The sequence below is a fragment of the Arthrobacter cavernae genome, assembly GCF_017368795.1.
Lineage (GTDB): Bacteria > Actinomycetota > Actinomycetes > Actinomycetales > Micrococcaceae > Arthrobacter > Arthrobacter cavernae.
This window is the reverse complement of record NZ_JAFNLL010000021.1, coordinates 15,359-35,747: the sequence shown is the minus strand read 5'-3', so window position 1 is coordinate 35,747 and position 20,389 is coordinate 15,359. Positions and strand designations below refer to the sequence as shown.

At 66.6% G+C, this 20,389-nt stretch carries 22 protein-coding genes; 4 read left to right on the top strand and 18 right to left on the bottom strand.

Translation table 11 applies throughout. From position 1 onward, the window contains the following. Positions 1-63 precede the first annotated feature (63 nt). A complete protein-coding gene (locus J1902_RS10005) occupies positions 64-525 on the top strand; it encodes a DUF3817 domain-containing protein (protein WP_207616109.1) in 462 nt (153 codons plus the stop codon). Positions 526-570: 45 nt separating this feature from the next. Here the strand turns inward: J1902_RS10005 and J1902_RS10000 are convergent, their stop codons facing one another. The 3 genes from J1902_RS10000 to J1902_RS09990 all read right to left on the bottom strand — a co-directional run bounded on the left by J1902_RS10000 (position 571) and on the right by J1902_RS09990 (position 2,903). Then, on the bottom strand, positions 571-1,188 hold the full coding sequence (locus J1902_RS10000; RefSeq protein ID WP_207616108.1) for a uracil-DNA glycosylase family protein: 618 nt from the start codon (positions 1,186-1,188) through the stop codon (positions 571-573). Positions 1,189-1,299: 111 nt separating this feature from the next. Further along, positions 1,300-2,172: a PKD domain-containing protein gene (locus tag J1902_RS09995; protein WP_207616107.1), complete on the bottom strand. Its 873-nt coding sequence runs from the start codon at positions 2,170-2,172 to the stop codon at positions 1,300-1,302. A gap of 74 nt (positions 2,173-2,246) precedes the next feature. Further along, positions 2,247-2,903, bottom strand: a complete 657-nt coding sequence (locus tag J1902_RS09990; RefSeq protein WP_207616106.1) for a DUF6318 family protein — start codon at positions 2,901-2,903, stop codon at positions 2,247-2,249. A 201-nt stretch (positions 2,904-3,104) separates the two neighbouring features. Here J1902_RS09990 and J1902_RS09985 point away from each other — a divergent pair, with 201 nt between their 5' ends. After that, positions 3,105-3,740, top strand: coding sequence for a dihydrofolate reductase family protein (locus tag J1902_RS09985; RefSeq protein ID WP_207616105.1), 636 nt, complete (start codon positions 3,105-3,107; stop codon positions 3,738-3,740). A 3-nt stretch (positions 3,741-3,743) separates the two neighbouring features. Here the strand turns inward: J1902_RS09985 and J1902_RS09980 are convergent, their stop codons facing one another. The 3 genes from J1902_RS09980 to J1902_RS09970 all read right to left on the bottom strand — a co-directional run bounded on the left by J1902_RS09980 (position 3,744) and on the right by J1902_RS09970 (position 6,507). Further along, a complete protein-coding gene (locus J1902_RS09980) occupies positions 3,744-4,124 on the bottom strand; it encodes an RNA-binding S4 domain-containing protein (RefSeq protein ID WP_207616104.1) in 381 nt (126 codons plus the stop codon). A gap of 51 nt (positions 4,125-4,175) precedes the next feature. Further along, complete coding sequence (locus tag J1902_RS09975; protein WP_207616103.1) at positions 4,176-5,297, bottom strand: sulfite oxidase; 1,122 nt, start codon at positions 5,295-5,297, stop codon at positions 4,176-4,178. A 172-nt stretch (positions 5,298-5,469) separates the two neighbouring features. Then, positions 5,470-6,507: an aldo/keto reductase gene (locus tag J1902_RS09970; RefSeq protein ID WP_207616102.1), complete on the bottom strand. Its 1,038-nt coding sequence runs from the start codon at positions 6,505-6,507 to the stop codon at positions 5,470-5,472. Positions 6,508-6,784: 277 nt separating this feature from the next. Here J1902_RS09970 and J1902_RS09965 point away from each other — a divergent pair, with 277 nt between their 5' ends. Next, positions 6,785-7,276, top strand: coding sequence for a flavin reductase family protein (locus J1902_RS09965; protein ID WP_207616101.1), 492 nt, complete (start codon positions 6,785-6,787; stop codon positions 7,274-7,276). A 33-nt stretch (positions 7,277-7,309) separates the two neighbouring features. Here the strand turns inward: J1902_RS09965 and J1902_RS09960 are convergent, their stop codons facing one another. Continuing rightward, positions 7,310-7,969, bottom strand: coding sequence for a hypothetical protein (locus J1902_RS09960; RefSeq protein WP_207616100.1), 660 nt, complete (start codon positions 7,967-7,969; stop codon positions 7,310-7,312). Positions 7,970-8,142: 173 nt separating this feature from the next. Between J1902_RS09960 and J1902_RS09955 the strand changes: the two genes are divergently transcribed. Then, entirely contained in the window at positions 8,143-8,547 is a 405-nt protein-coding gene (locus J1902_RS09955; RefSeq protein WP_207616099.1) for a YchJ family protein, read from the top strand. A gap of 52 nt (positions 8,548-8,599) precedes the next feature. On the opposite strand, the gene J1902_RS09950 is transcribed toward J1902_RS09955, so the two are convergent. The 11 genes from J1902_RS09950 to J1902_RS09900 form a co-directional block, all read right to left on the bottom strand. Then, the gene (locus J1902_RS09950) at positions 8,600-9,031 is read right to left on the bottom strand and encodes an ester cyclase (protein WP_207616098.1); all 432 of its coding nucleotides are present in this window, start codon (positions 9,029-9,031) and stop codon (positions 8,600-8,602) included. Positions 9,032-9,131: 100 nt separating this feature from the next. Next, on the bottom strand, positions 9,132-11,105 hold the full coding sequence (locus J1902_RS09945; RefSeq protein ID WP_207616097.1) for an acyl-CoA dehydrogenase family protein: 1,974 nt from the start codon (positions 11,103-11,105) through the stop codon (positions 9,132-9,134). 80 nt (positions 11,106-11,185) lie between these two features. Beyond that, on the bottom strand, positions 11,186-12,046 hold the full coding sequence (locus tag J1902_RS09940) for an HAD family hydrolase (RefSeq protein WP_207616096.1): 861 nt from the start codon (positions 12,044-12,046) through the stop codon (positions 11,186-11,188). Continuing rightward, positions 12,043-14,670 (bottom strand): phosphoribosyltransferase domain-containing protein, encoded by a 2,628-nt coding sequence (locus tag J1902_RS09935; protein ID WP_207616095.1) that lies wholly within the window; start codon positions 14,668-14,670, stop codon positions 12,043-12,045. Before J1902_RS09935 ends, J1902_RS09940 begins: the two co-directional genes overlap by 4 nt. After that, complete coding sequence (locus tag J1902_RS09930; RefSeq protein ID WP_207616094.1) at positions 14,667-15,848, bottom strand: HpcH/HpaI aldolase/citrate lyase family protein; 1,182 nt, start codon at positions 15,846-15,848, stop codon at positions 14,667-14,669. Before J1902_RS09930 ends, J1902_RS09935 begins: the two co-directional genes overlap by 4 nt. A 32-nt stretch (positions 15,849-15,880) precedes the next feature. Beyond that, positions 15,881-16,651: a hypothetical protein gene (locus tag J1902_RS09925; protein ID WP_207616093.1), complete on the bottom strand. Its 771-nt coding sequence runs from the start codon at positions 16,649-16,651 to the stop codon at positions 15,881-15,883. 1 nt (position 16,652) lies between these two features. Then, positions 16,653-17,204, bottom strand: coding sequence for a TerD family protein (locus J1902_RS09920; protein WP_207616092.1), 552 nt, complete (start codon positions 17,202-17,204; stop codon positions 16,653-16,655). Beyond that, on the bottom strand, positions 17,205-17,714 hold the full coding sequence (locus J1902_RS09915) for a hypothetical protein (RefSeq protein WP_207616091.1): 510 nt from the start codon (positions 17,712-17,714) through the stop codon (positions 17,205-17,207). It abuts the gene before it with no gap. Between the two features lie 34 nt (positions 17,715-17,748). Next, entirely contained in the window at positions 17,749-18,945 is a 1,197-nt protein-coding gene (locus tag J1902_RS09910; RefSeq protein ID WP_207616090.1) for a toxic anion resistance protein, read from the bottom strand. Between the two features lie 30 nt (positions 18,946-18,975). Beyond that, positions 18,976-19,557 carry a TerD family protein gene (locus J1902_RS09905; protein WP_207616089.1) on the bottom strand — a complete coding sequence of 194 codons (582 nt, stop codon included), beginning with the start codon at positions 19,555-19,557 and terminating at the stop codon, positions 18,976-18,978. Between the two features lie 34 nt (positions 19,558-19,591). Further along, positions 19,592-20,182, bottom strand: coding sequence for a TerD family protein (locus tag J1902_RS09900; RefSeq protein ID WP_207616088.1), 591 nt, complete (start codon positions 20,180-20,182; stop codon positions 19,592-19,594). Positions 20,183-20,389: the final 207 nt, after the last annotated feature.

The window sequence follows — 20,389 nt, the reverse complement described above, 5'->3', positions numbered from 1 at the left end:
GCGGCCCGCGTGCCCGATCCGCGGTATTTTGGAGGGGACTCCCGTTTCCAACTGAGGACATTTATGTCGCCCCGTACCCTGTTCCGCACGTTCGCCTTTGCCGAGGCCGTCACGTGGACACTTCTGCTGATCGGCCTGTTCCTGAAGTACGTCACGCAGACCACCGACCTCGGTGTCCGCATCGGCGGCGGCGTGCACGGTTTCGTGTTCCTTTGCTACGGGGCGGTCGCGTGCTTCACCTGGATCAACCAGAAATGGCCTGCCCGGACCGGCGCGCTCGCGCTCGTGGCCACCGTGATCCCTTATGCCACCGTTCCGGTGGAAATGTCGCTGGACCGCAAGGGACTGCTCGACGGCGGATGGCGGCTTGCCAAGGGCGGGGAGCCTCCGAGGGGTGTACTTGAGAAGGCCCAGGCCTGGGTGCTGGGCAACCCCGTTCTGGCCGTGGTCATCGCCATTGCCGGCGTGGCGGCCGTGTTCAGCTTCCTGCTGTTCATGGGCCCGCCGGACACCTGGTTCGACTGAGCCGCTGCGGAGGCCCGGCGCAAACCGGGCAAGCCTCGCCATGAGCTAAAGGTGCTGGATCCCCGCCCGCTGCATGGCGTCCCGGTAGGTCTCGATGTTCTTGGCCAGGAGCTCCAGTTGCTTGGCCTCGGACAGGGCAAAGGCCCGGCCTCCAAGTGCACTGGCCTTGTAGACCTTGATGCCGTGCTGGCGCAGGGGAGAGTGGTAGGTCTTCTCGTAGAGGGCCAGGAATGCGGCGGCTTCGGTGCCGTGCGCGACGATGGCGGACACTCTGCGGTTGATCTTGAGGAACTGGCGCAGCGGCCTGAGACCGTCCGTCTTCTCCTGGGCGCTCAGCGCCGGCGGCAGTTCGGGATCGCGCACCCAGGGGTACGAGTTCCACGGCATGACGTAGCGGACGTCCAGTTCCGCGGCGTCGTAGATCTGCTGCGCGCGGCGCGCGGCGTCGTCGTCGTTCAAATGTGAGACGAAACCGGACGCGGTACCGCGCCCCGGGCTCACTTGGAGGGTGACGATCCGGCATTCGTCTTCGTCGTGCACCGGATCGATGTAGGGCACGGAAGACCCCGGTTTCTTGGCCATCAATTCGTCGCAAAGCTGCGTCACGGCAGCAATGTTGGGCTCCTGAAGCAGAGCCCTCTTTTCGTCCCAGTCAAGTGTCACGTTCTCTCCCACAGCTGTACGGCGTCGAGAATCGGCGTCTCTTGTCACTTTACGCGAGCCAGCCCTGCACGTTCACCAACTTTCTTGTGCGTGCTTGGGAAGCGAAGGGACTTACCTTGGGGTACTCCAACGAGGACAAGCCCACGACGTCGGATCGTTCAGGCAGTTTTCGGCTACGAGCGCGGTCTCGGTCGTCCACACCTGGATGGTCCTGGGCGCGGTTGCCAGGTCCAGGGTTCCGTTGATGGGAAGCGCGGGCCCGCCGTTGACTGAGTACGTGCCGGTGAAGCTACTGGTGACGGTGGCCGGGAAGTCCCCTGTTTGCTCATACACGTGGCTGGTCCGGGTGGCTTCCGACAACCATTCCTGCTCGGGGATGGGGCCTCCGGAAATGGGCGTGGGCCCGAGGCTGGTGCCGTCTCCGAAGTTGAAGGTGTAGCTCGCCGGGGTGGCCACCAGATGCACGCTTTGGCCGAGGATGGAGACGTCGAAGGTCTGTTCCGTGGCGTTGGCAAAGAAGTTTGTCGGCCCGCCCCGGAGCGTGTGGGGGAAGGGCTGGGCGCTGAGTTCCCCTGCGTTCACCGGCAGTTGGCGGAAATCGCTGAGGATCCGCGCGGCGATGTTCGCAAGCACGTTTTGCGGCTCTGCGTCGTAGAGACAGACGGGTTGGCCGTTCACAGGCCGCCACTGCGTCCACGTGGGATTCTGAAGGGCCTTGGGCGCGTACTTCCAGACGATCGGAATGCCCTCTTCTCCGCCTGGCTCCTTCGGCGGGCACTGTAGTTCGCCAGGCAGACAGGCCATCCCTATTGCGTCCTCTTCGACGCGGCACTGGAGGTCGTACATGTATTGGTTCGGGTCCTCGTCGACATTTACGCCAAGTTTTGGAACAAGCTTTCCGGATTCACCATCCACCGTGAACGCTATGAGATTCATACTGTGCTGACCAAACGATGATGAGGTCCGGTTCTGGTCGGATGCCATGGCCGGTGTTGTGGTCAAACACAGAGTTATGGCTGCCGCTATGAGCAGGGCCAGCCGGCGGGGCCCACGAAACATCACCGGATCAAACCCATGTCGGAGACAATCCAAGAATTATTCTCGTACCGCGCAATCACGGCGGCGGCGTCGTTGATGGCAGGGGATGAGGGTTGCCCGACGCTCCCGTCTGCATCGAAGTACTCGATTGCCGTCTGCAGGACTTGGACCTTCGCTTGCTGGCTTCCCGGCTCTCCCGTCCAAAGCGACTCAACGACTGGAGTGGTCAGCTTTCCGCCAACCATCCAACGACCATCTTTGGTGTTGGACGTGACGGAGTCCGTGAGGGTTGAGCAGAATGTGCAGGTACCAGAAGTGGCCGCAGAAACGAGTTGTGTGTCTCCGGTTTCGTAGGCATAGCTCAGGCTTTGGAAGTAGTACCCAACAAACGCCTCCAGCCCCTCCTTCGTGTTTTCCTTTGCCAACTCAGGCATAACGGGAACCGGCACGTTCTGCGCCTTGCCCTTCGCATCCGCCGGCTTGTACGCGGCGGTCGGAGTGGCAGACGGCGTGGGCGTCGCGCTGGTGGTGGGGGACGCCGTCGTCGAATCCGTAGTGGCAGGCGTGCTGCCGCCCTGGCAGCCGCTCAGGACCAGGGCTGCTGCAGCAGCAAGCGCCAGCACGGCGATTCGTGTGCGGGCAAGCGGCGAAAAGCGGGCGGAGGAAATGCGGCTCATGCGTCAGGCTCCCGGAAGCTGGTTGCGGCGTATCGTCGGCCAGTCTAGCCCGGGCCGCGGGACCGGCGGATGTCATGTGAAGCCTATGTGGATAACCCCCTGGGCCTTGTCCACATGGTCAAATCAGCCGTTGACACCCCTCGGCCACCGGGACAGGCTTTAGCTGGGAACCTGAGCCACAGCGATCATCGGAGGAGCACCATGAAACTTACTGTGAACACCTTCCTCAGCCTCGACGGCGTCATGCAGGGCCCAGGGGGCAAGGACGAGGACACCAGCGGCGGCTTCGAGCGCGGCGGCTGGCTGGTCCCGAGCGCGGACGACGACATGGGCAGGATCGTCGACTCCTGGTTCGACGAGGCCGACGCCATCCTGCTTGGACGCACCACTTTCGAGATGATGCAGGCCTACTGGGAGCAAGTCACCGAGCCGGACAACGCGGTCGCCACTGCCCTCAACGGGCTGCCCAAATACGTCGTTTCCTCCACCCTCACGGACCCCACCTGGAACAACACCACGGTCCTGTCCCAGGATTTCCTCGAGGCGATCGCGGAGCTGAAGGCCGAATCCGGCCGTGAACTGCAGGTGCACGGCAGCTACCAGCTCGCCCGCGCCCTCCACGACGCCGGCCTGGTGGACGAGTACCGGCTGCTCTACTTTCCTGTGGTGGTCGGCCAGGGCAAGAGACTGTTCGACGGCGGCGCGGTGCCGTCCGCGTTTACTCTCGTCAGGAGCGAGACCACCTCGGCCGGCGCCGTGCACATGGTCCTGCAGCCCAAACCGTTCGCCGCCGGCGACTTCGAAGTGCGCGACGGCAAGGAAGGCGTGCGGGAATGAGAGCTACTGCCCCTTGAGCCGCTGCATGTCCCGGCGGTCCTTCTTGGTGGGACGGCCGGCACCGCGGTCGCGCTGCGGTAGGCCGAGCGCCGGTGCTATTGGGCGGGGCGGGGTGTGGTCCGTGAAACAGTGCGAGGCCGCCTCGGCGCCGACGCGCTTGGCAATCAGCCGGCGGACTTCAAGGATGCGTTCGTAGCCGGGTTCGCGGACACGGATGGTGTCTCCGACGATCACCGTCTGCGAGGCCTTGGCCGGGTTGCCGTTGATCCGCACATGCCCCGCGCGGCAGGCGGCCGTGGACACAGACCTCGTTTTGTAGACGCGGATTGCCCACAACCAGGCATCGATGCGGACGGTCGCGGGGGAGGCAGGCAGGCTTGTCATGGTTGCGAACGAGTATAGCCGCCGGCGCCGCCAGCACCGGCCGCGCCAGCCCTACCGCACCGTCACATGCACTAGCTGCGCCATGTTGTTGCCCATGCCCTGGTAGTTCCACACCTGCGTCGTCTGCTGCAGCGCGCCCGAGGAATCCATCGCCCGGCAGCGCAGTTCGTGCTCGCCGGGTGTGGCGAGCCAAACCATCGACCACCCGCTCCAAGCGAAGTCGCCGGCCGGCGGGTCCAGATTGGCGGGCATCCACTCGCCGTCGATCCCCACCTCCACACGTTCAATCTCGCCGTGCCCGGACCACGCCCGGCCGCGGAGCATCACCGGCCCGGCCTCGACCACCCGCTTGCGCGTGAAGAAGTCCGGAATGCCCGGCGGCACCATGAGCGAGCGGACCCGGATGCGCGTGACGGGAAGCCCCGGCCCCTCCGGCCCCTGCAGGTAGTGGTACGCCACGGCCTGCTGGAAGCCCTCGAAGCGGCCGGTCACCGCCTCGATGGACGCCAGCCACTTGACGCTCGCCATCCCGTACCAGCCCGGGACCAGCAGCCGCAGCGGGAAGCCGTGCTGCGGCGGGAGCGGCGAGCCGTTCATCCCGTACACCAGCATGACCTCGGGACGCATCGCCTCGGCGACCGTCAGGCTCCGCGCGAACGGTTCTTCCGTGCCGCCCTGGATGCCGTAGTCGGCACCGGTGAAGACGAGCTCGACGGCGTCATCCGCCAGCCCGGAGCTGGCCAGGATGGGTGCCAACGGGGTTCCGGTCCATGATGCGGTGCCAACGGCTCCAAGCACCCAAGGGGTGCTGAGCGGACGAGGCTTCAGCAGCGAGCGGCCGTTGCCTGCGCACTCCAAGGTCACAGGCGTGGTCACGGCCGGCCGGGCCATGATGTCGTCCAGGCTCAGCTCGATCTCCCGGGACACGGCCCCGCCGATCCGCAGGCTCCACGTCTCCGCATCGATGTGCGGGATGTCGAAGTGCGTCAGGATGTAGTGCAGGCCCGCCGGGGTGATGTCCTCGCGCAGGGCCTCGAGCGGCATCGAGTGGTTCCGTCCGGCCAGTTGCAGCTCTTCGGAGGTCAGGGGCCCGCTGCTGGGCCCGCCGGCGTGAGGCGATGCTTGCGTCGCGGCGGTGGAACGATGTCGGTGCTTCAGCTGGTACCTGGACATAGCGTTGCGGCGTTCTACTGGGGACGAAACGCTGCGGGCAGCCGCAGCACTTAGCTAAAGATTGCGCCGCCGCCCCCGCTGTCGTCAAGAGACTGTTGTGAGGCCCGCTCTACGTGCTTCACCCCGCCCAAAGGACGTAAAAGCGGGCCTCGCAACGATCAAGCCAGGAAGGCTACTGCCGGCGTCGGAGTTCCGGGTACTCCAGGTGCGGCACCACGGCGCCGGCATCGCGCTCCAGGAAGTTGACGGCCGGGGCCACGATCTGGTCGATCTCGTCCAGGATGGCGTCGCTGAGGACCACGTCGGCCGCCTTGAGGTAGTCGGTGAGCTGCTCCTCCGTGCGGGGCCCGATCACCACGCTGCTCACCGCCGGGTGGCTCAGGGCGAAGCCGACGGCGAGCTGGATCAGCGTGAGCCCGTGCCGTGCGGCCAGCTGGGCGAGGGCATCCGCGGCGTGGAGCTTGCCCTGGTTGAAGGGTGCGGTGACATCGAAACGGCCCGGCACCGCGTCGGCCCGCGAGCTCTCGGGCTGCCCTGCACCGACACGGTACCCGCCTGCCAGCCAGCCGCCGTCGAGCGGTCCATAGCTGAGGAGCCCGACGCCGTACTGTTGCGTGATCGGGAAGACGTCGCGTTCGTTGGCGCGCACCAGAAGCGAGTAGGGGACCTGGTCCACGACGGGCGGGACCAGGTGGTTCGTGTTGGCGATCCACTGTGCCTCCACCAGTTGCGCCGGGGTGAAGACCGAGGTGCCGTAATAGAGGATCTTGCCTTGGCGGATGAGGTCGTTCAGCGCCGTGATGGTCTCCAGCAGATCGGTGGTGTAGTCCGGGCGGTGGGCCTGGTAGAGGTCGATCCTGTCCGTCTGCAGGCGGCGCAGGCTGTCCTCCACCGCGCGCACGATCCACCGCCGCGAGTTGCCGGCGTGCGCCGGGTTGGGCCCCATTTGGCCGTGGAACTTGGTGGCGAGGAAAACGTCGTCGCGCCTGCCCCGGACCGCCAGGCCCACCACGGTTTCAGCCTCGCCCTGCGAGTAGATGTCCGCGGTGTCGATGCTGGTGATGCCCGCGTCCAGCGCGGCGTGGATGATGCGGATGCTCTCGTCCGGACCCGTAGGTGCCGCGCCGGTGCCGAAGTTCAGGGTGCCCAAGGTCAGGGGGCTGATCAGGGCGCCCGTGCGTCCGAGGGTTCGTAGCTCGCTGAGGCTCATCTGCAGCTTCCTTTGTTGTGGTCGCGGTGGTGGTCAGGGGCCTGCAATGGATGGAGACGAGGCTACACAGATCGCGGCACCCGCACGCGGAACCGGTAGGAGTTCTTCACTTTTCGTCTCGGGGGGTAACGCTGGGGCGGATTTCCGGCGCAGCGGAGGCCCGGATCTTGACACGGGGGTACACAAACGTCTTCCGGATCAACAAACATTGTCCTTCCGGCCGGCAGGTGAATTAGTGGAAAGGACCCGCGCACCAAACCCAGGAAAGGAAGCTGACATGACACAGGCAATAGTGGACGGATCCGCATCGATCAAGGCCGCGTTCTCGCAATTCCCCTCAGGTGTTGCGGCCTTCAGCGCCATGGTGGACTTCGTCCCGGAAGCCCTGGTGGCCTCCTCCTTCACCGTGGGCGTCTCGCTCGACCCGCCGCTGGTCATGTTCGCCGTGCAGAACTCCTCCACAACCTGGCCGAAGCTGCGCCAGGCCCCGCGCCTGGGCATCTCGGTGCTGGCCGAGGGGCAGGAGGCCGCCTGCCTGCAACTGTCCTCCAAGCGGGGCGACCGCTTTGCCGGTCTGGACACCTCCGTGAGCGATACAGGCGCGGTGCTGATCGACGGCGCGGTGCTGGGGTTCGAATGCGAGATCGTCTCCGAGACCCCGGCGGGTGACCACGCAATCGTGGTGCTCGAAGTGAAGTCCACGGCCATCAACCACGGCTCCAAGCCGCTGGTCTACCACGGGGCGGCGTTCCGGCAACTGGCGGCGTGAACCGTTCGTCCCGGGCTCGCGACGCCCTGGATTCTAGGCGCGCGGCCGGGCTCCGGAGGCGGGCGTGAGCGACCCGCCGTGAACGGGCTCCGGCGGGGAGGCCTTGGTGGCCCCGCTTTGGGGGGTCTTGCCGTTGGGGGAGATGCTTTGGGATGCCTTCTCCCGGGGCGCGGTCTCCGCATCGCCGTCGATGCCCGCCGGCACCTCGCGGACAGAAACCACGATCTTGGGGAGTTCGGCTGCTTTCGCGCGGGCGGCGGCACGTTCATCAGCCTGCGCGACGGCGGCTGCCCACTTTTCGTTCAGGACCGGCGGCTCGTGCGTCAGGGCAGCGACAAACGGGTGGTGTTTGCCTTGTGAGGTGAAGAAGTGCTGGCGCTGCGGCACGGATACGACGGTGGCCGCGTGAGCGGCGGGAAGCGGCTCGTCCGCCGTCGGGGACTCCGCGACGGGAACAGCGTGCGGTTCCGGGACCTGCGTGGGGCGTTCAGGCGGCAGGTGCATGATCGGCACTGTGTCGCGCTTGGGGAAGACCCCGACCATCGCCAGCAGGACGATCGATACCAGCCGGGCAATCCCGGCGATCACCAGGGTGATCACCGCCAGGAACCCCAAGAGCAGGAACATGAGGCCCGCCAGGCCCACGGTGCCAAGAAAAGTCAGATTGAGGATGAGCGTTGCCGGATCCTCCACGTAGCCCCCCTGATGCTCGTTTTACCCAGCCTACGATCGAAGGCTGATAGAATCACGTGCCAATTCGCGATCCGCCGAGGTTGTTTCGAAGCTGTTATCTCATATGACAAAATTTGTTGCCTGGCTCTCACCAGCAACCAGCTCTCACCCGCAGCCCACAGATGGGGATCCCCATGACGCCTGACCTCTCCAGACTCCGCAACGGCATGTGCCCGTGCCTCTCCGGCGAGCATTACGAGGAATGTTGCGGCCGCTTCCACCGCGGCGACGCCGAGGCGCCGACGGCCGGGCAGCTCATGCGTTCGCGGTACGCCGCGTTTGTGGTGCTCGACGCCGGCTACCTCCTGCGCACCTGGCACGCCAGCACCCGCCCGGCCTCGCTCGACTTGGATCCGGACACGGAATGGCGCCGCCTGGACATCCTCGCAACATCGTCCGGCGGGCCGCTCGATGACAAGGGGACCGTTGAGTTCGCCGCGCATTTCAGGGCGGACGGCCAGCGCGGCATCCAACGCGAAATCAGCCGCTTCGTGCGGGAAGCCAAGCGCTGGTACTACCTGGACGGCGAGGTCCAGTAGCTCGCCTGAGCCGGCCGGATCGCGGACTGCCTGATGGCGGACTGCCTGCGCCCTATGCCCCGGGAAGCAGGCCCAGCTGCTCCATCAACCCGGCGCCATCGGGGCGTGCGCTGAACGAGGCGATCTTGCCGTCCCGGACCGAGAAGAAGTACGCGCCGGTGCTTGTGACGCTCTTGCCCGTGGCCGGCATTTCCATGCCCCCCACGACGAGTGGGCCGGTGTTCGTGCCGGTGAATTCGACTTCCCCGGCCACGGCATCGTCGCCGACTACCCGGTTGATGCTCAGGATCCGCATGTCGGGAAACGCGGTGAACCATGACTCCATGTACTGCCGGACTTCGTCCTTCGAACGCAGTGCCTCGGGCCGGGTTACATCTGAGAACGTGAAGTCCTCCGCGAACAAATCAACGAAGTCATCGGGGTTGTGTTGGTCCCAGGCCGCCATGCCTTGCTCATCGAGCCGCTGAAGTTCTTCACTGGACATCGGATCCTCCTCAGGGATGGCCCCGGACCGGAGAGCCGGAGCTCTTCGTCGAGTTTAGGACCGCGGTACGGGAGTGGCAATGGGCCGGGAAGACCTTCCGTCAGCGGTACTTGCGGTGCAGGTTCTCCCTCGCCGAAGCACCCGGGGACGCATCCGCGATCCACGGTCCGGTGCCTTCGGACTGGTCAAGGACGCCGGCCTCGAGCCAGGCGTAGTCGCCGGCGAGGACCTTGGACGACAAGTCGTGGTCGCCGTCGTCGGTGTTCCTCCACAGCTGATCGAAGTATTCGTCCACCCGCACGCGGGCCTGCTCACAGAACGCCTCCGCGAGTTCATACGCCGACGCGCCGTGTTCCGGCTGGGTCCGCAGCAGCATCTCGGCCCGCGAGCAGCATGCCGCCATGGCGAACAGCTCCGCGCCGATGTCCACGATCCTGCCCAGGAATGCCTGCTTGTACTCGAGCTTCCCCTGCCAGCGTCCCATGCCGTAGAACGTCTGCCGGGCCAGCCGGCGAGAGGCGCGCTCCACGAACCGCAGATGCTTGCCCAGCCGCCCGAACTCGCCGTATGAGCGCGGGTCCATGCCCGCCCCGGCAACGAGTTTCGGCAGCCATTTCGCGTAGAAGCCGGAGGCCCCGACGGCGGCCCGCGCCTTGTCCTGCAGGCTCGCGTCCACTGATGCGAGGTCGCCCGCTGCCGCGAGGTGTGCGTCCACGGCCTCGCGGGCGATCAGGAGCTTCATGATTTCGCTCGAGCCCTCGAAGATCCGGTTGATCCGGAGATCCCGCAGCTGCTGCTCTGCAGGGACGGCGCGCTCGCCACGGGCCTCCAGGGAATCCGCGGTTTCGAAGCCGCGTCCGCCGCGGATCTGCACCAGCTCGTCCGCAATCCGGCAGCTGATCTCAGTGGACCACAGCTTGGCCAGGGCCGCCTCGATCCGGACGTCCTTCTGCCCGGCGTCGGCCAGCTCGGCGGAGAGTTCGAACACGGCATCCAGGGCGAAGGCACTGGCGGCGATGAAGGCGATCTTCTTGCCCACGGCCTCATGCTTGCCCACCGGCCGGCCCCACTGGGTGCGGGCGTTGGACCATTCGCGGGCGATCTTCAGGCTCCAGCGCCCGGTTGCCACGCACAGTCCCGGGAGGGAGAGCCGCCCGGTGTTGACCGTGGTGAGGGCGATCTTGAGGCCCTGGCCCTCCCGGCCCAGCCGGTTCGCCGCTGGCACTTTGACTTGGTGGAAGCGGGTGACCCCGTTCTCGATGCCGCGCAGGCCCATGAAGGCATTGCGGTTCTCCACGGTGATGCCGGGGGAATCCATCTCCACCACAAAGGTGCTGATCCCGCCCTTGTGAACGGTGCCGTCCGGGCCGGTGCGGGCGGGAACCACGGCCATCACCACCACCAGCTCGGCGATCACCCCGTTAGTGGTCCAAAGTTTCACGCCGTCCAAAACGTAGGACTCGCCGTCGTCCGTGGGAACCGCGGTGCTGCCCATCCGGGCGGGGTCACTGCCGGCGTCTGGCTCCGTGAGCAGGAACGCCGTGATGGCGCCGGCGGCGCAGCGCGGCAGGTACTCCTGCTTCTGTTCGGGGGTGCCGAAAATCTTGACGGGCTCCGGGACGCCGATGGACAGGTGCGCTGACAACAGCGCCCCCAGGCTCGGGTGCACGGAAGCGAGCAGCGCCAGCGCCCGGCCGTAGTAGACAAACGACAGGCCCAGGCCGCCGTACTCACGGGGGATCTTCATGCCGAAGGTGCCCAGCTCGGCCAGCCCCTTGAGGTATTCATCCGGGATCAGCGCATCGCGTTCGATCACCCGGCCTGACATGGTCCTGCAGTACTCCGTGAGCCGGGCCATGAACGCCTCGCCCCGCTCGACGTCGTCCGCCCTGGCCTGCGGCCACGGGTGGATCAGCCCCAGATCGAAGTCGCCCAGGTACAGGCCCTTGGCGAAGCTGGGACGGTTCCACTCGGTTTCGCGGGCGGCCTCGGCAAGGGCGCGGGCCTCCGCAGCGGTGGCATCGACGCCGGTGGCCGTGTGGTCGGTGGCTTGTCGTTCAGGGGCGGAAGTCATGGGTGAACTCCTCTAACCGGACGTGCCGGTTCGGGCCCAGGGTCCGCCTCGGGTGGGAACCCTTCAGCCATCCCTCAATGCTACCCGCGGGTAGCTAGCGGTGCCAGAGGACGGACGCCGTCAACCGCATCCATGGCGAAGCGCAGGATCTCCTCGCCTGCCATCACCCCTGCGGCAGACGTCACTGTCAGATTGTCCCGCAGGAAGCCAATGCTCTCCAGCTCCCCATGGGCAGGCCGGATGGCGAGATCCGCCAAATCGAGAAGGCCTGCGTCCAGCAGGGAGTCGCCTGCCGCGACCAGAAGTCCGGCGCCGCTCCGCCGCCGGACTTCGGCAACAGCGGCCTCCTTGGTCACCGGGGCGGGCACGCAGTAGAGTTTCCGGCCCTGCAGGGACGTGGTCCAGCCGCGCTCGCGGCACCAGCCCGTGAGGTCCGCGACGTAGGCGGCCGAGAGCTCCTGCCGATTCACCATGGAGTACACAAACAGGTCCTCGGCGGTGCGCACGCGCAGCACCTCCGGCACGGCGCGCGGGCCCGTCAGGCGGTCCAGGACCTCACCCAGCGGTGCGGAATCGCTCTGCACCGAGCGGCGGATGTGATCGGACCAGTCCTGGTCGGGTTCGCCGTCCTGCATCAGCACTGCCCCGTTGGTGCTCACGGCGTAGCCTGTGCCGGAGCCGGGAAGCTGGACCCGGGAGAACTGGGCGTGAGTGCGGGTGGTCACCGGCACAAAGACTGCCCGGTCCACGAGCTCCACCAGCAGGTCCTCGGCCGCCCGCGTCATGTAGGACAGCGGGGCGGCGTCGTAAACCTCGGAAACCACCATCCGGGGCGCTGCGTGGTCCTCGCCCCTGAGCAGCACGGACTTGGCCGAGTAGATCAGCGTGCGGTCAAGATCGCAGGCCACCATCACGGGTGCGGCGTCGTTCGGAGTGCTCATACGTCTGTCACAGTCTTTCCGTCTGCCCCGGCCGCTCCGGGGATGTCAAGGGGATGGATCAGCCCGACGCAGCTGTACGGCAGCTCCGGAACCTCCAGGACCTCCACGCCGCGCTGGGCGGCCAGGAGCAGGATGTGGGCCACGTCCTCCGCAGCATCCGGGCGCACCAAAACCTTCCAGGGGATCCGGCGCAGCAGCACCCGGGTGGTCTCGCCGACGCCTGGCTTCACGAGGTTCATGTTGTTGATGCCGAAGCGGCGGCTGATGTCCTCCACCGCTGCCCAGCCGGACCAGTCGGCGTCGGGCAGGGCCCGGCCGTCCGCCGGGAAGCTCGCCCCGGCAGCGAGAACCTCGTCCCGGACGGCAGCAAACTGTTCCTCGACAGCCGCCAGGAAGGCCCGGGAGACATCGTTTCCGCTCAGCCCGGAATAGAACTTGGCGCCGTGGAAATCGCCGGGCCGGATCAGCTCGGTGTTGAAAACCGTCCGTGAAACCAGCCCGGACACCGTCGAATTCAGGCAGGCCGACGGGATCAGGTAGTCCTCCCTGGTGCCGAAAATCCGCACGCAGTGTCCCGGATCCGCGAGTACGGCGAGTTCCGGAGAGAACGCCGCGCCGGCGCTTTGTTCGAAACGTCCGACGGCGGCAGCGAGTTCGCGGGCGATCGCGCCCTTGCCCGTCCAGCCGTCCACGAACATGATCTGTTCGGGCCGGTGGTGCGCGGCGAGGTACCTCAGCGCGGTCCGGTCCATGCCGAGCCCGCGCACGATGCTCATGGTGTAGTGCGGCAGTTCCAGGCCGTGCATTGCCCGGGCCCAGCGTTTCATCAGGATGCCCACCGGGGTCCCGGCGCGGGCCAGGGAAACCAGCACCGGGGCGCCGCCGCGCAGCTTCAACACCTGCTCCGTGACCACGCCAATGTCGCGCGCCAGACGCGTGGCGGAACGGTCCAGGGCCGCCCGGAACAGCGCCTGGTACTCGGGGGTGGGCTCGTACTCCACCGGCAGGGACTCGGCATAGCTGGCCCTGCCGGACTGGATGCTGGCCTCGCGTTCGGTGTCCGGCGCTTCCAGGCTGGCGAAGCTCAGGTCCTTGAGCAGCCAGCTGACATCCTGCGGCGCGTAGGAGCTGAACCCTGGGCCCGCCAGCGGAACAGGGAAGGGGGCCTCTCGGGGAAGCAGCACCAGGTGCACGTCCGCGCCTGTCCCGGCCACGGCGTCGGCGATGCTGCCGGGCCCGGTGAGTGCGGCCTCGCGAGTGCCCGGTTCGGCCATGAGCAGCACGGTGCCGAAGCGGCCTCCGGGGTGCGCAATGTTGTACGCGAAGCGTGGCCCCGGCCCGTCCACCGTGGCGTCGTGGCTGGTGAAAGCCACCATGGACCGGATGGCGTAGCCGGGCTCGTCCAGTGCGGCGATCGGCGAGCGCGTGCTGGTGGAATACAGCACCTCGGCGTCCGGCCGGAGTTCCTGCAGCCTGACGGCAGCGGCCAGCGGCACGGCCATGAACTCTTCGGTGGCCAGCACCAGGACCCGTTCGTGCGGGGCAATGCCCGCGGCCAGGGCCGCGGCCACGCCGGCAGCCAGGTCCGGGTCGGCGTGCCCGGCAACGCCGAAGCGTGCGCTCCGCAGGGGAGGCACCGCCCCGGCCAGATCGGTGACCCGGATCCGGCCCGGGGCCTGGCCCGGGTTGTGAGGAACCGGCAGTCCGCCGATCAGTTCCGCGGCTGCGGCGGGCAGTCCTTCGGGGAGCTCCACGCTTCCGTGCGCGAGGGCGACAACACTGATCTGGCAGCCGAGCCCGGCGGCCAGGGCATCGAATTTCTTCCGGTCCTCCGCTGAGCGCAGATCCACGAGGGAAGCCACGATGTACCGGCCGTGGGGTGCGCTGCGGTGCAGTTCCCTGATGGTGCTGATGATGGTGGCGCCCGTGCTCAGTTCGTCGTCCACCAAGACCACGGTGCCGGCCTGGTTCAGGCTGGCATGGCTGGTGGGGAGGAGCAGATGCGAGCTCGCGTGCGAGTGGGCTTCCTCGAAGGCTCCGTAGGCCCGCACCGCGTCCGCCCCGGTGGCGGCATGCCGCGTGGAGTGGATGTAGTAGCTGCCCAGCATCCCGGCCACGAGATGCCCCAGGCCGGTGGCTGTTTCGGCATAGCCGATGGTCGCGACGTCGGGAAGTTCCGTGCGGTGCCCTGCCAGCAGGTCACAGAGGTCGGCGACGGCGGCCAGCCTGGCCGGGCGCGGCCGGCCGGCGTCGGCGGTGTCCCCGGAACCCGCGGGGGAGTCCGCGGCGTGCCCGTCGGCCAGGAGGGCGCCGAGCCTGGCCGCTGCGTCCTCGATGACCGGGCGCAGCGGCACCGTTCCAGGGCCGCCGTCTTGCAGCTCGGCACGGACCAGCAGCGCCAGAAGCCAGCCTGCCGCCGTCGCGATCCCCGGTTCCGTCGGCACGTGCTTGGCCAGCACCCGCGACACCAGCAGGTGCGCGCGCTTGGGGTTCCGCCGCAGGGCCAGCCCCACCAGGGCTTCCACCGGCAGCAGGCTGTCCTCCGTGCTGGTGGACAATCGAACGCCCAGGGTGCCGCCCACATAGGCGCCGCTCCAGGGCAGGACAATTCCGGACGTGGTCATTTCATGCTCGCTTCCAGCAGATCCACAAAGCTGACGCCGGGATTCGCCACGCCGAAGGCGCGGGCGCGCAACAGGGTGCGTTCGGCCCAGGCCCGGTGCGGCTTGAGTTCGTTCATCTTGTTCCCGTGGGAGGAGGCCATGACGCCGCCGCGGCCGCCGACGATGTCCAGCGCATCGAGGTATTCCTCATGGCTCACGACGCACATGGAATGCACCACCGGCACGTGGCTCGGGTGGATCACCGTCTTGCCGAGCAGGCCGTTGGCCAGGTCCAGCTCGATCTCGCGGATCAGGCCGTCCAGGTTGTCCGTCAGGAGGCGCTGGCGGAGTTCGGTCTCATTGGCCGCTTCAAAGGGCGTGGCCCGCAGCTGAGGCCGGAGCACCCGCTCGGTGTTGGTGAAGTGCTCCCACACCGGACCGGAAATCACCCAGCCGTCCTCCGGGCGGCCGAAGATGTTCACCACGTCGCCGATGATGTTGGCCACCACCTTGACGTGGTAGATGGTCAGGTCCCGTGACCGACGCAGGCCGAAGGCGCTGGACATGTCCGTGGTGCCGATCCGGACGCACAGCACCAGCTCGCGGAACTGGTTGATCAGGGCCAGGTTGTCGCCCAGGACCCGGATCCTGGATTCCAGGTGCGTGGTTGCCGGGTCCTCGATGATGGGCATGGCCCGCAAGGCCACCGCATCCGGGCCGCCGGTGCGTCCGGTCTCCTGGTTGAGCAGTTGGAGGGCCTCCAAGAAGGCGCGTCCGCGGCCGGTTTCGTTCTCAAATTTCGGCAGGACGAATCCGGAGACGACGGCGAGATCCGCGCCGGCCCGGCGTCCGACGTCGAGGAGCTGTTCGGCGGTACGGCAGCGGATGAAAATCAAGGGAAGTTCGCCGGCATCGCCCAGGGCGTTCAGCTCCGCCAGGGCGTCCAGGAGGTTTTGTTCCGCAGCCGGCACGTCCTCGTCCGGGATGGCGTCTTCGAGGCAGATCACGGTGCTGACGCAACCGGACCCGGCCTGCTTCAGGACACCTTTGGCGAGGCCGGCCCGGGTGGCAGGGGAATAGAGGGTGGCCCCCAACGCCACCGCGAGCAGCCCCGGGTCCGAGGAACGGTGGAGTTGCTCGGGCTGCAGGTGGAACAGTTTTTCCCGCGTGGCATCGTCAAGAGCGCTGAAGTGCTGCATTTTCCCCTAAATGATGTGCGGCCGGCTCCGGATCAGTGCAGGATGGCCCGCTGGTCCAACGGAATGGTCATGGTGAAGCCGAACGCAGCCCAGATGTCTTCATCGGTGCTGTGTGCCGGAACGAACTCGACCCGCATTTCCAGCACGGAGCCGATCCGGGACACATACAACACGGTTCTTTCGCCGATTTGGTTCCGGGGTGAGGCGGCCGCCGCGGTTCCGTCGAAGATTCCGATGGTCAGCGGGGATTCCCCGGCGATGAACAGGGCGCGCCGGAGCTGGCGCACATGGCGCAGGCTGACGGCGGCGGACTGCTCGCTGAATCCTGCAAGGGGCCGGTTTCCGGACGTGCGGACGGCGGTTCCTGCCGTGTCCCCGCGGGCCGTGCAGGCGCCGGTGATGAGGTTGTTGTCTTCCCAGGTGACGGACCGCGCCGCGCCCACGAGGAGGGTTCCGATGCCGGATTGGCGGGCATTGAGCCGGACGACGGGGTCGGTTTCGGACAGCTGCCGGACGCTGCCGAAGGCCGGTGCGGGGAACGCCTGCGCCGAAATGTCAGTGCGGGCCGGCGGCGGAGCAGGGGCGGTGCCGGCCGGGCTGTGGGCGTCCGGGCTGTGGGCGGGGCTCCGGCCCAGGTCCAGGCCGCCGCGTAGGTCCAGACCGGTGCCTGCAGCTGCAGGGCTGGCCGGGGAAGGCGCGGCTTGGGTGGGCGCGGACTGCGCCGGTGGCCCCGCCTGGGCGGGTTTCCGGCGCCGCGTGAGGTAGGTGATGTCCGTGCGCGGGGTGTTCCGGTTCAGCACCATCTCAGAGCTTCAGCCTGAAATCTGCGGCCACGCCGGCCAGGCCGTTCCCGTAGCCCTGGCCGAGGGCACGGAATTTCCAGCCGTCGCCGTGGCGGTAGAGCTCGCCGAACAGCATGGCGCTGATCGAGTCTCCGTCGCCTTTGGGGATGTCAAAGCGCAGCAGTTCAAGGTTTTGCTCGTTGGCCACACGGATGTAGGCGTTCTTCACGGCACCGAACGTGCCCGGTCCGCGGACCTCGGGGTCGACGTAGACGAGGATGGAGATCTTGTGCACCGCTTCGGGGACCCGGGGCAGATCGACGTCGATCTGTTCCTGGTCTTCGGTCCCGGCGAACTCCAGGCTGCCTTCCGGACTGGAAATCTGGTTGAAGAACACCAGGTGCTCCTCGGACAGGGCCCGGCCGTCCTGTCCGCACATGATGGCCATGGGGACCAGCTCGGACTGCGGGCCGTGGCTCGGAACAACATCCCAGCCCAGCCCGAGCAGGACCTTGCTCAGCCCGGGGTTCTCTGCCGTAAGGGCCGCATTGCTGCCGGCAACCATTGAAGCCATTTAGCTTCCTTCCAGATGAAGACTGCCAAGGTCGAATTTGTCCCGGAGGAACCTGCCGTGGACTGCGAGTTCGGTGATGGCGCCGGTGCGGACCTGGTTGTCCAGGTTCCTGGCGGTTGATTCAAGCATGCCCAGCTGTTCCAGCAGCACCGCGGTGTCCCGGGAATCATCCAGGCGGGAGGCGGCCGGGAGCATCAGGTACGTGCGCAGGGGAGACGGCAGGTAGTCGGTAATGATCGCGTCCAGGAGGACCCGCTGCTCGGTGGAGGCCGTGGATTCCTCGATGTAGCCGATCAGGGCGCCGAGGATGTCGTCGAGTTGCCGGAACCGGGAGTAGACCACGGTGGGCAGTTGGGCGCCGCTGCTGCGGACATTTCTGCGCAGTTCCTCGAGGGCGGCGGCGGTGGCCTTCAGCTCGTCCTCTGCGGGGGATCCGGAAGGCAACTGTTCGGCAACGGACTGTTGACCAGTACTGTTGCCGAACAGTGAACCGAGGAATTTAGCGACCATAGCGCTTAAGCCTATTGCCCAAGGCTAGCCGGTGCTAATTGCCCTCCTGCTGGCGCACACGGTCCAGATATGGCCTGGCACGCTCCAGCCCGGCCTCGAGGGCGTGGACGGTGCCTTCCATGTTCCTGTTGGCCTGCGAACGGAACGTATCGATCGCGTCCATGGTCTGGAAGACGTTGTCGAAGGCCTTTTGCAGGGTTTCCACACTGACTCCGGACGAGGCAGCCTGCTGGTGGATGCGGCCGGTCTGGTCCTTCAGCATCTCGCTGGTCTTGAGGATCATGTTGTTGGTTGTGGTGTTGATGGCATCGATCTGGTCCAGCACCATTTTCTGGTTGGCCAGGGCCTGGGCCACGATCACTGCCGTGCGCAGGGCCGAGATCGTGGTGGTCCGGGCGCGCTCGACACCCTTGATCAGTTCCGTGTTGTTCTTCCGGATCAGGTCGATCGCCAGGTAGCCCTGAACTGACACTGCCAGCTGGGTCAGGATGTCCTGATGACGCTGGCGTATGGGGAAGAGCACGTCCGAGTCCAGCTTGTTGGCTTCCTCGATTTGCCCCGCCAGCTTCATGTCGCTGATCTTGTCCACGGTGGCGGCGTCCAAGGCCTTTGCAAAGACGGCGTACTCGCTTAGCCCCTGCATGGTTTCCCACAGCTGGGTCTTCTCCTGCGCCAAGGAGGCGTTGTCCTTGAGGAGTTCGTCCTGGCCGGACATCAGGGACTTGATGATCTTGTCGAGCTGGGTCTGCGCGGACTCGTACTTCTGGAAGTACTTGGCCAGCTTGTTCCCGCCCGGAATGATGCCCAGGATCTTCCGTCCGACGCTCAGGTCAGCCTCGTTGGGCGTCAGGTCCTCCACGGTGGAGCGCAGCTCGCCCAGGGTCCCGGCGACCTGCACCTGCGCGCTGCTGCCGGACTTCTTTGCTCCCGCCAGGGAGGTCGAGGACCGTTCCAGCAGGCGGCTGGAGGTGTTTGATGACGCCACCAGCTGCTGGCCTGCAAGCTGGTTGATCCCGTCGATCTTGCTGGTGTACTCGGGGCTGTGCGGGTTCATTCCCGCAACCTCGTTGACATAGGCCCGGGCCTGGGCATTGATCTCCTGCTGGCGCTCCGCAGGTACCGGAACCATGCCCGGTGCGTCATCTTCCTTGACGATATCCAGGGGGGCGGGTGCTTCGAGAAGAAGGGGCGCTGCCTCAGAGGCTTCCGGAGGGGTGAGTTGCATGCTCATGGATGGGTCTTTCTCTCGATGTTCGCGGTCTTAGCCGAGCTGGACACCGAAGTCGCCGGCGACGCCGGCCAGCCCGGTGGCGTAGCCCTGGCCTACGGCCTTGAACTTCCACTCGCCGTTGTGGCGGTAGAGCTCCGAGAAGATCATGCAGGTTTCCGGAGCGGCGTCTTCGCTGAGGTCGTAGCGGACCACCTCGGCGTCGGTCTCCTGGTTGATGATCCGGCAGTATGCGGCGCGGACCTGGCCGAAGTTCTGGCGGCGGGCCTCGGCCTGGTCGATGGACACCACGAAAACGATGCGCTCGACGTCGGCTGCCACGCCGGACAGGTCCACCGCGACCACTTCGTCGTCTCCGGAACCATCACCGGAACGGTTGTCGCCCTTGTGGGCCACGGAGCCGTCGGCCGCCGTCGGCTGGTTGTAGAAGATGAAGTCAGCGGATGACCGGACCTTGCCGTCGGCGCCCAGCAGCAATGCCGAAGCGTCGAGGTCGAAGGCGTCGCCGCTGGTGGTGCGCGGGTCCCAGCCCAGTCCGACGAGGACTTTCCGCAGCCCGGGATCGGTCTTGGTCAGTGAAAGGTTGCTGCCCTTGGTAAGTGTCAGTCCAGCCATTGTTATGCTCCTTCAGTTCGTGGTTCGGTCGTGGCTAGAGGGTGGCCGCGGCTGCGCCGGCGACGTCTCCGGGGGTCCGGCCATTGGCCGGCGTTCCGATGGCCTGGAACGTCCATGCCCCGCCGCTGCGGGACAGCTTGGCCATGATCATGCCCGTGGTGCGGCCGGACTCGGCCAGCTTGTACCGGGCCACTTCGGGGCTGCCGGGCACGGAGTCATCGATGACGCGGCAGAAAGCGTTCTGGACCATGTCGAAGGTCTGCTGCGTGTAGCTGGTGATGACGAAGACGATGTGCTCGACGGCCGGGGAGACGCCAGCCAGGTTGACCATGAGGGTTTCGTCGTCGCCGTCGCCGGCACCACTGAGGTTGTCACCGGTGTGGCGGACGGATCCGTCCTTGCTGGCGAGCTGGTTGAAGAAAACCACGTCAAGCGGCTGCTTGTTGCCGTCGAACAGGATGGCGGAAGCGTCGAGGTCGATCTCCACGGTCTTGGTGCCGCCGAAGAAGCCCTTCTTGGCAGGAACGGCAGAGTCCCAGCCGAGGCCCATGCGGACGTTGGTCAGTGATTCACCGTTCTGCTTGGTCAAAGACAGTGACTGGCCCTTTTGCAGACTCAAACCCATGATGGTGCTCGCTTTCCGTAGTTAGTGCTTGCTTCGTCCGCACTAGGATACGGGTGTTTGCTGTGGAGTTGCCGATGCCCGGACGCCGGCAAGCCCCGGAACGGCGCAGGGAATGAGGGTTTGTGGCGCGCCAAGGCGGAAGTCCACCGGCAACGGCACGGCAGGACGGCGAACTATGCCCCGGAAGGAACCACGGGGCTTCTGGGC

Bases quoted from the DNA above. Each gene is read 5' to 3' on its own strand.
- J1902_RS09970 (WP_207616102.1), bottom strand. From the start codon at position 6,507: ATGAGCCTCAGCGAGCTACGAACCCTCGGACGCACGGGCGCCCTGATC.
- J1902_RS09925 (WP_207616093.1), bottom strand. From the start codon at position 16,651: ATGGTGCTGAACCGGAACACCCCGCGCACGGACATCACCTACCTCACG.
- J1902_RS09975 (WP_207616103.1), bottom strand. From the start codon at position 5,297: ATGTCCAGGTACCAGCTGAAGCACCGACATCGTTCCACCGCCGCGACG.
- J1902_RS09915 (WP_207616091.1), bottom strand. From the start codon at position 17,714: ATGGTCGCTAAATTCCTCGGTTCACTGTTCGGCAACAGTACTGGTCAA.
- J1902_RS09930 (WP_207616094.1), bottom strand. From the start codon at position 15,848: ATGCAGCACTTCAGCGCTCTTGACGATGCCACGCGGGAAAAACTGTTC.
- J1902_RS09950 (WP_207616098.1), bottom strand. From the start codon at position 9,031: ATGTCCAGTGAAGAACTTCAGCGGCTCGATGAGCAAGGCATGGCGGCC.
- J1902_RS09920 (WP_207616092.1), bottom strand. From the start codon at position 17,204: ATGGCTTCAATGGTTGCCGGCAGCAATGCGGCCCTTACGGCAGAGAAC.
- J1902_RS09990 (WP_207616106.1), bottom strand. From the start codon at position 2,903: ATGAGCCGCATTTCCTCCGCCCGCTTTTCGCCGCTTGCCCGCACACGA.
- J1902_RS10005 (WP_207616109.1), top strand. From the start codon at position 64: ATGTCGCCCCGTACCCTGTTCCGCACGTTCGCCTTTGCCGAGGCCGTC.
- J1902_RS09995 (WP_207616107.1), bottom strand. From the start codon at position 2,172: ATGGCATCCGACCAGAACCGGACCTCATCATCGTTTGGTCAGCACAGT.
- J1902_RS09910 (WP_207616090.1), bottom strand. From the start codon at position 18,945: ATGAGCATGCAACTCACCCCTCCGGAAGCCTCTGAGGCAGCGCCCCTT.
- J1902_RS09945 (WP_207616097.1), bottom strand. From the start codon at position 11,105: ATGACTTCCGCCCCTGAACGACAAGCCACCGACCACACGGCCACCGGC.
- J1902_RS09965 (WP_207616101.1), top strand. From the start codon at position 6,785: ATGACACAGGCAATAGTGGACGGATCCGCATCGATCAAGGCCGCGTTC.
- J1902_RS09900 (WP_207616088.1), bottom strand. From the start codon at position 20,182: ATGGGTTTGAGTCTGCAAAAGGGCCAGTCACTGTCTTTGACCAAGCAG.
- J1902_RS09985 (WP_207616105.1), top strand. From the start codon at position 3,105: ATGAAACTTACTGTGAACACCTTCCTCAGCCTCGACGGCGTCATGCAG.
- J1902_RS09905 (WP_207616089.1), bottom strand. From the start codon at position 19,557: ATGGCTGGACTGACACTTACCAAGGGCAGCAACCTTTCACTGACCAAG.
- J1902_RS09940 (WP_207616096.1), bottom strand. From the start codon at position 12,046: ATGAGCACTCCGAACGACGCCGCACCCGTGATGGTGGCCTGCGATCTT.
- J1902_RS09935 (WP_207616095.1), bottom strand. From the start codon at position 14,670: ATGACCACGTCCGGAATTGTCCTGCCCTGGAGCGGCGCCTATGTGGGC.
- J1902_RS09955 (WP_207616099.1), top strand. From the start codon at position 8,143: ATGACGCCTGACCTCTCCAGACTCCGCAACGGCATGTGCCCGTGCCTC.
- J1902_RS09980 (WP_207616104.1), bottom strand. From the start codon at position 4,124: ATGACAAGCCTGCCTGCCTCCCCCGCGACCGTCCGCATCGATGCCTGG.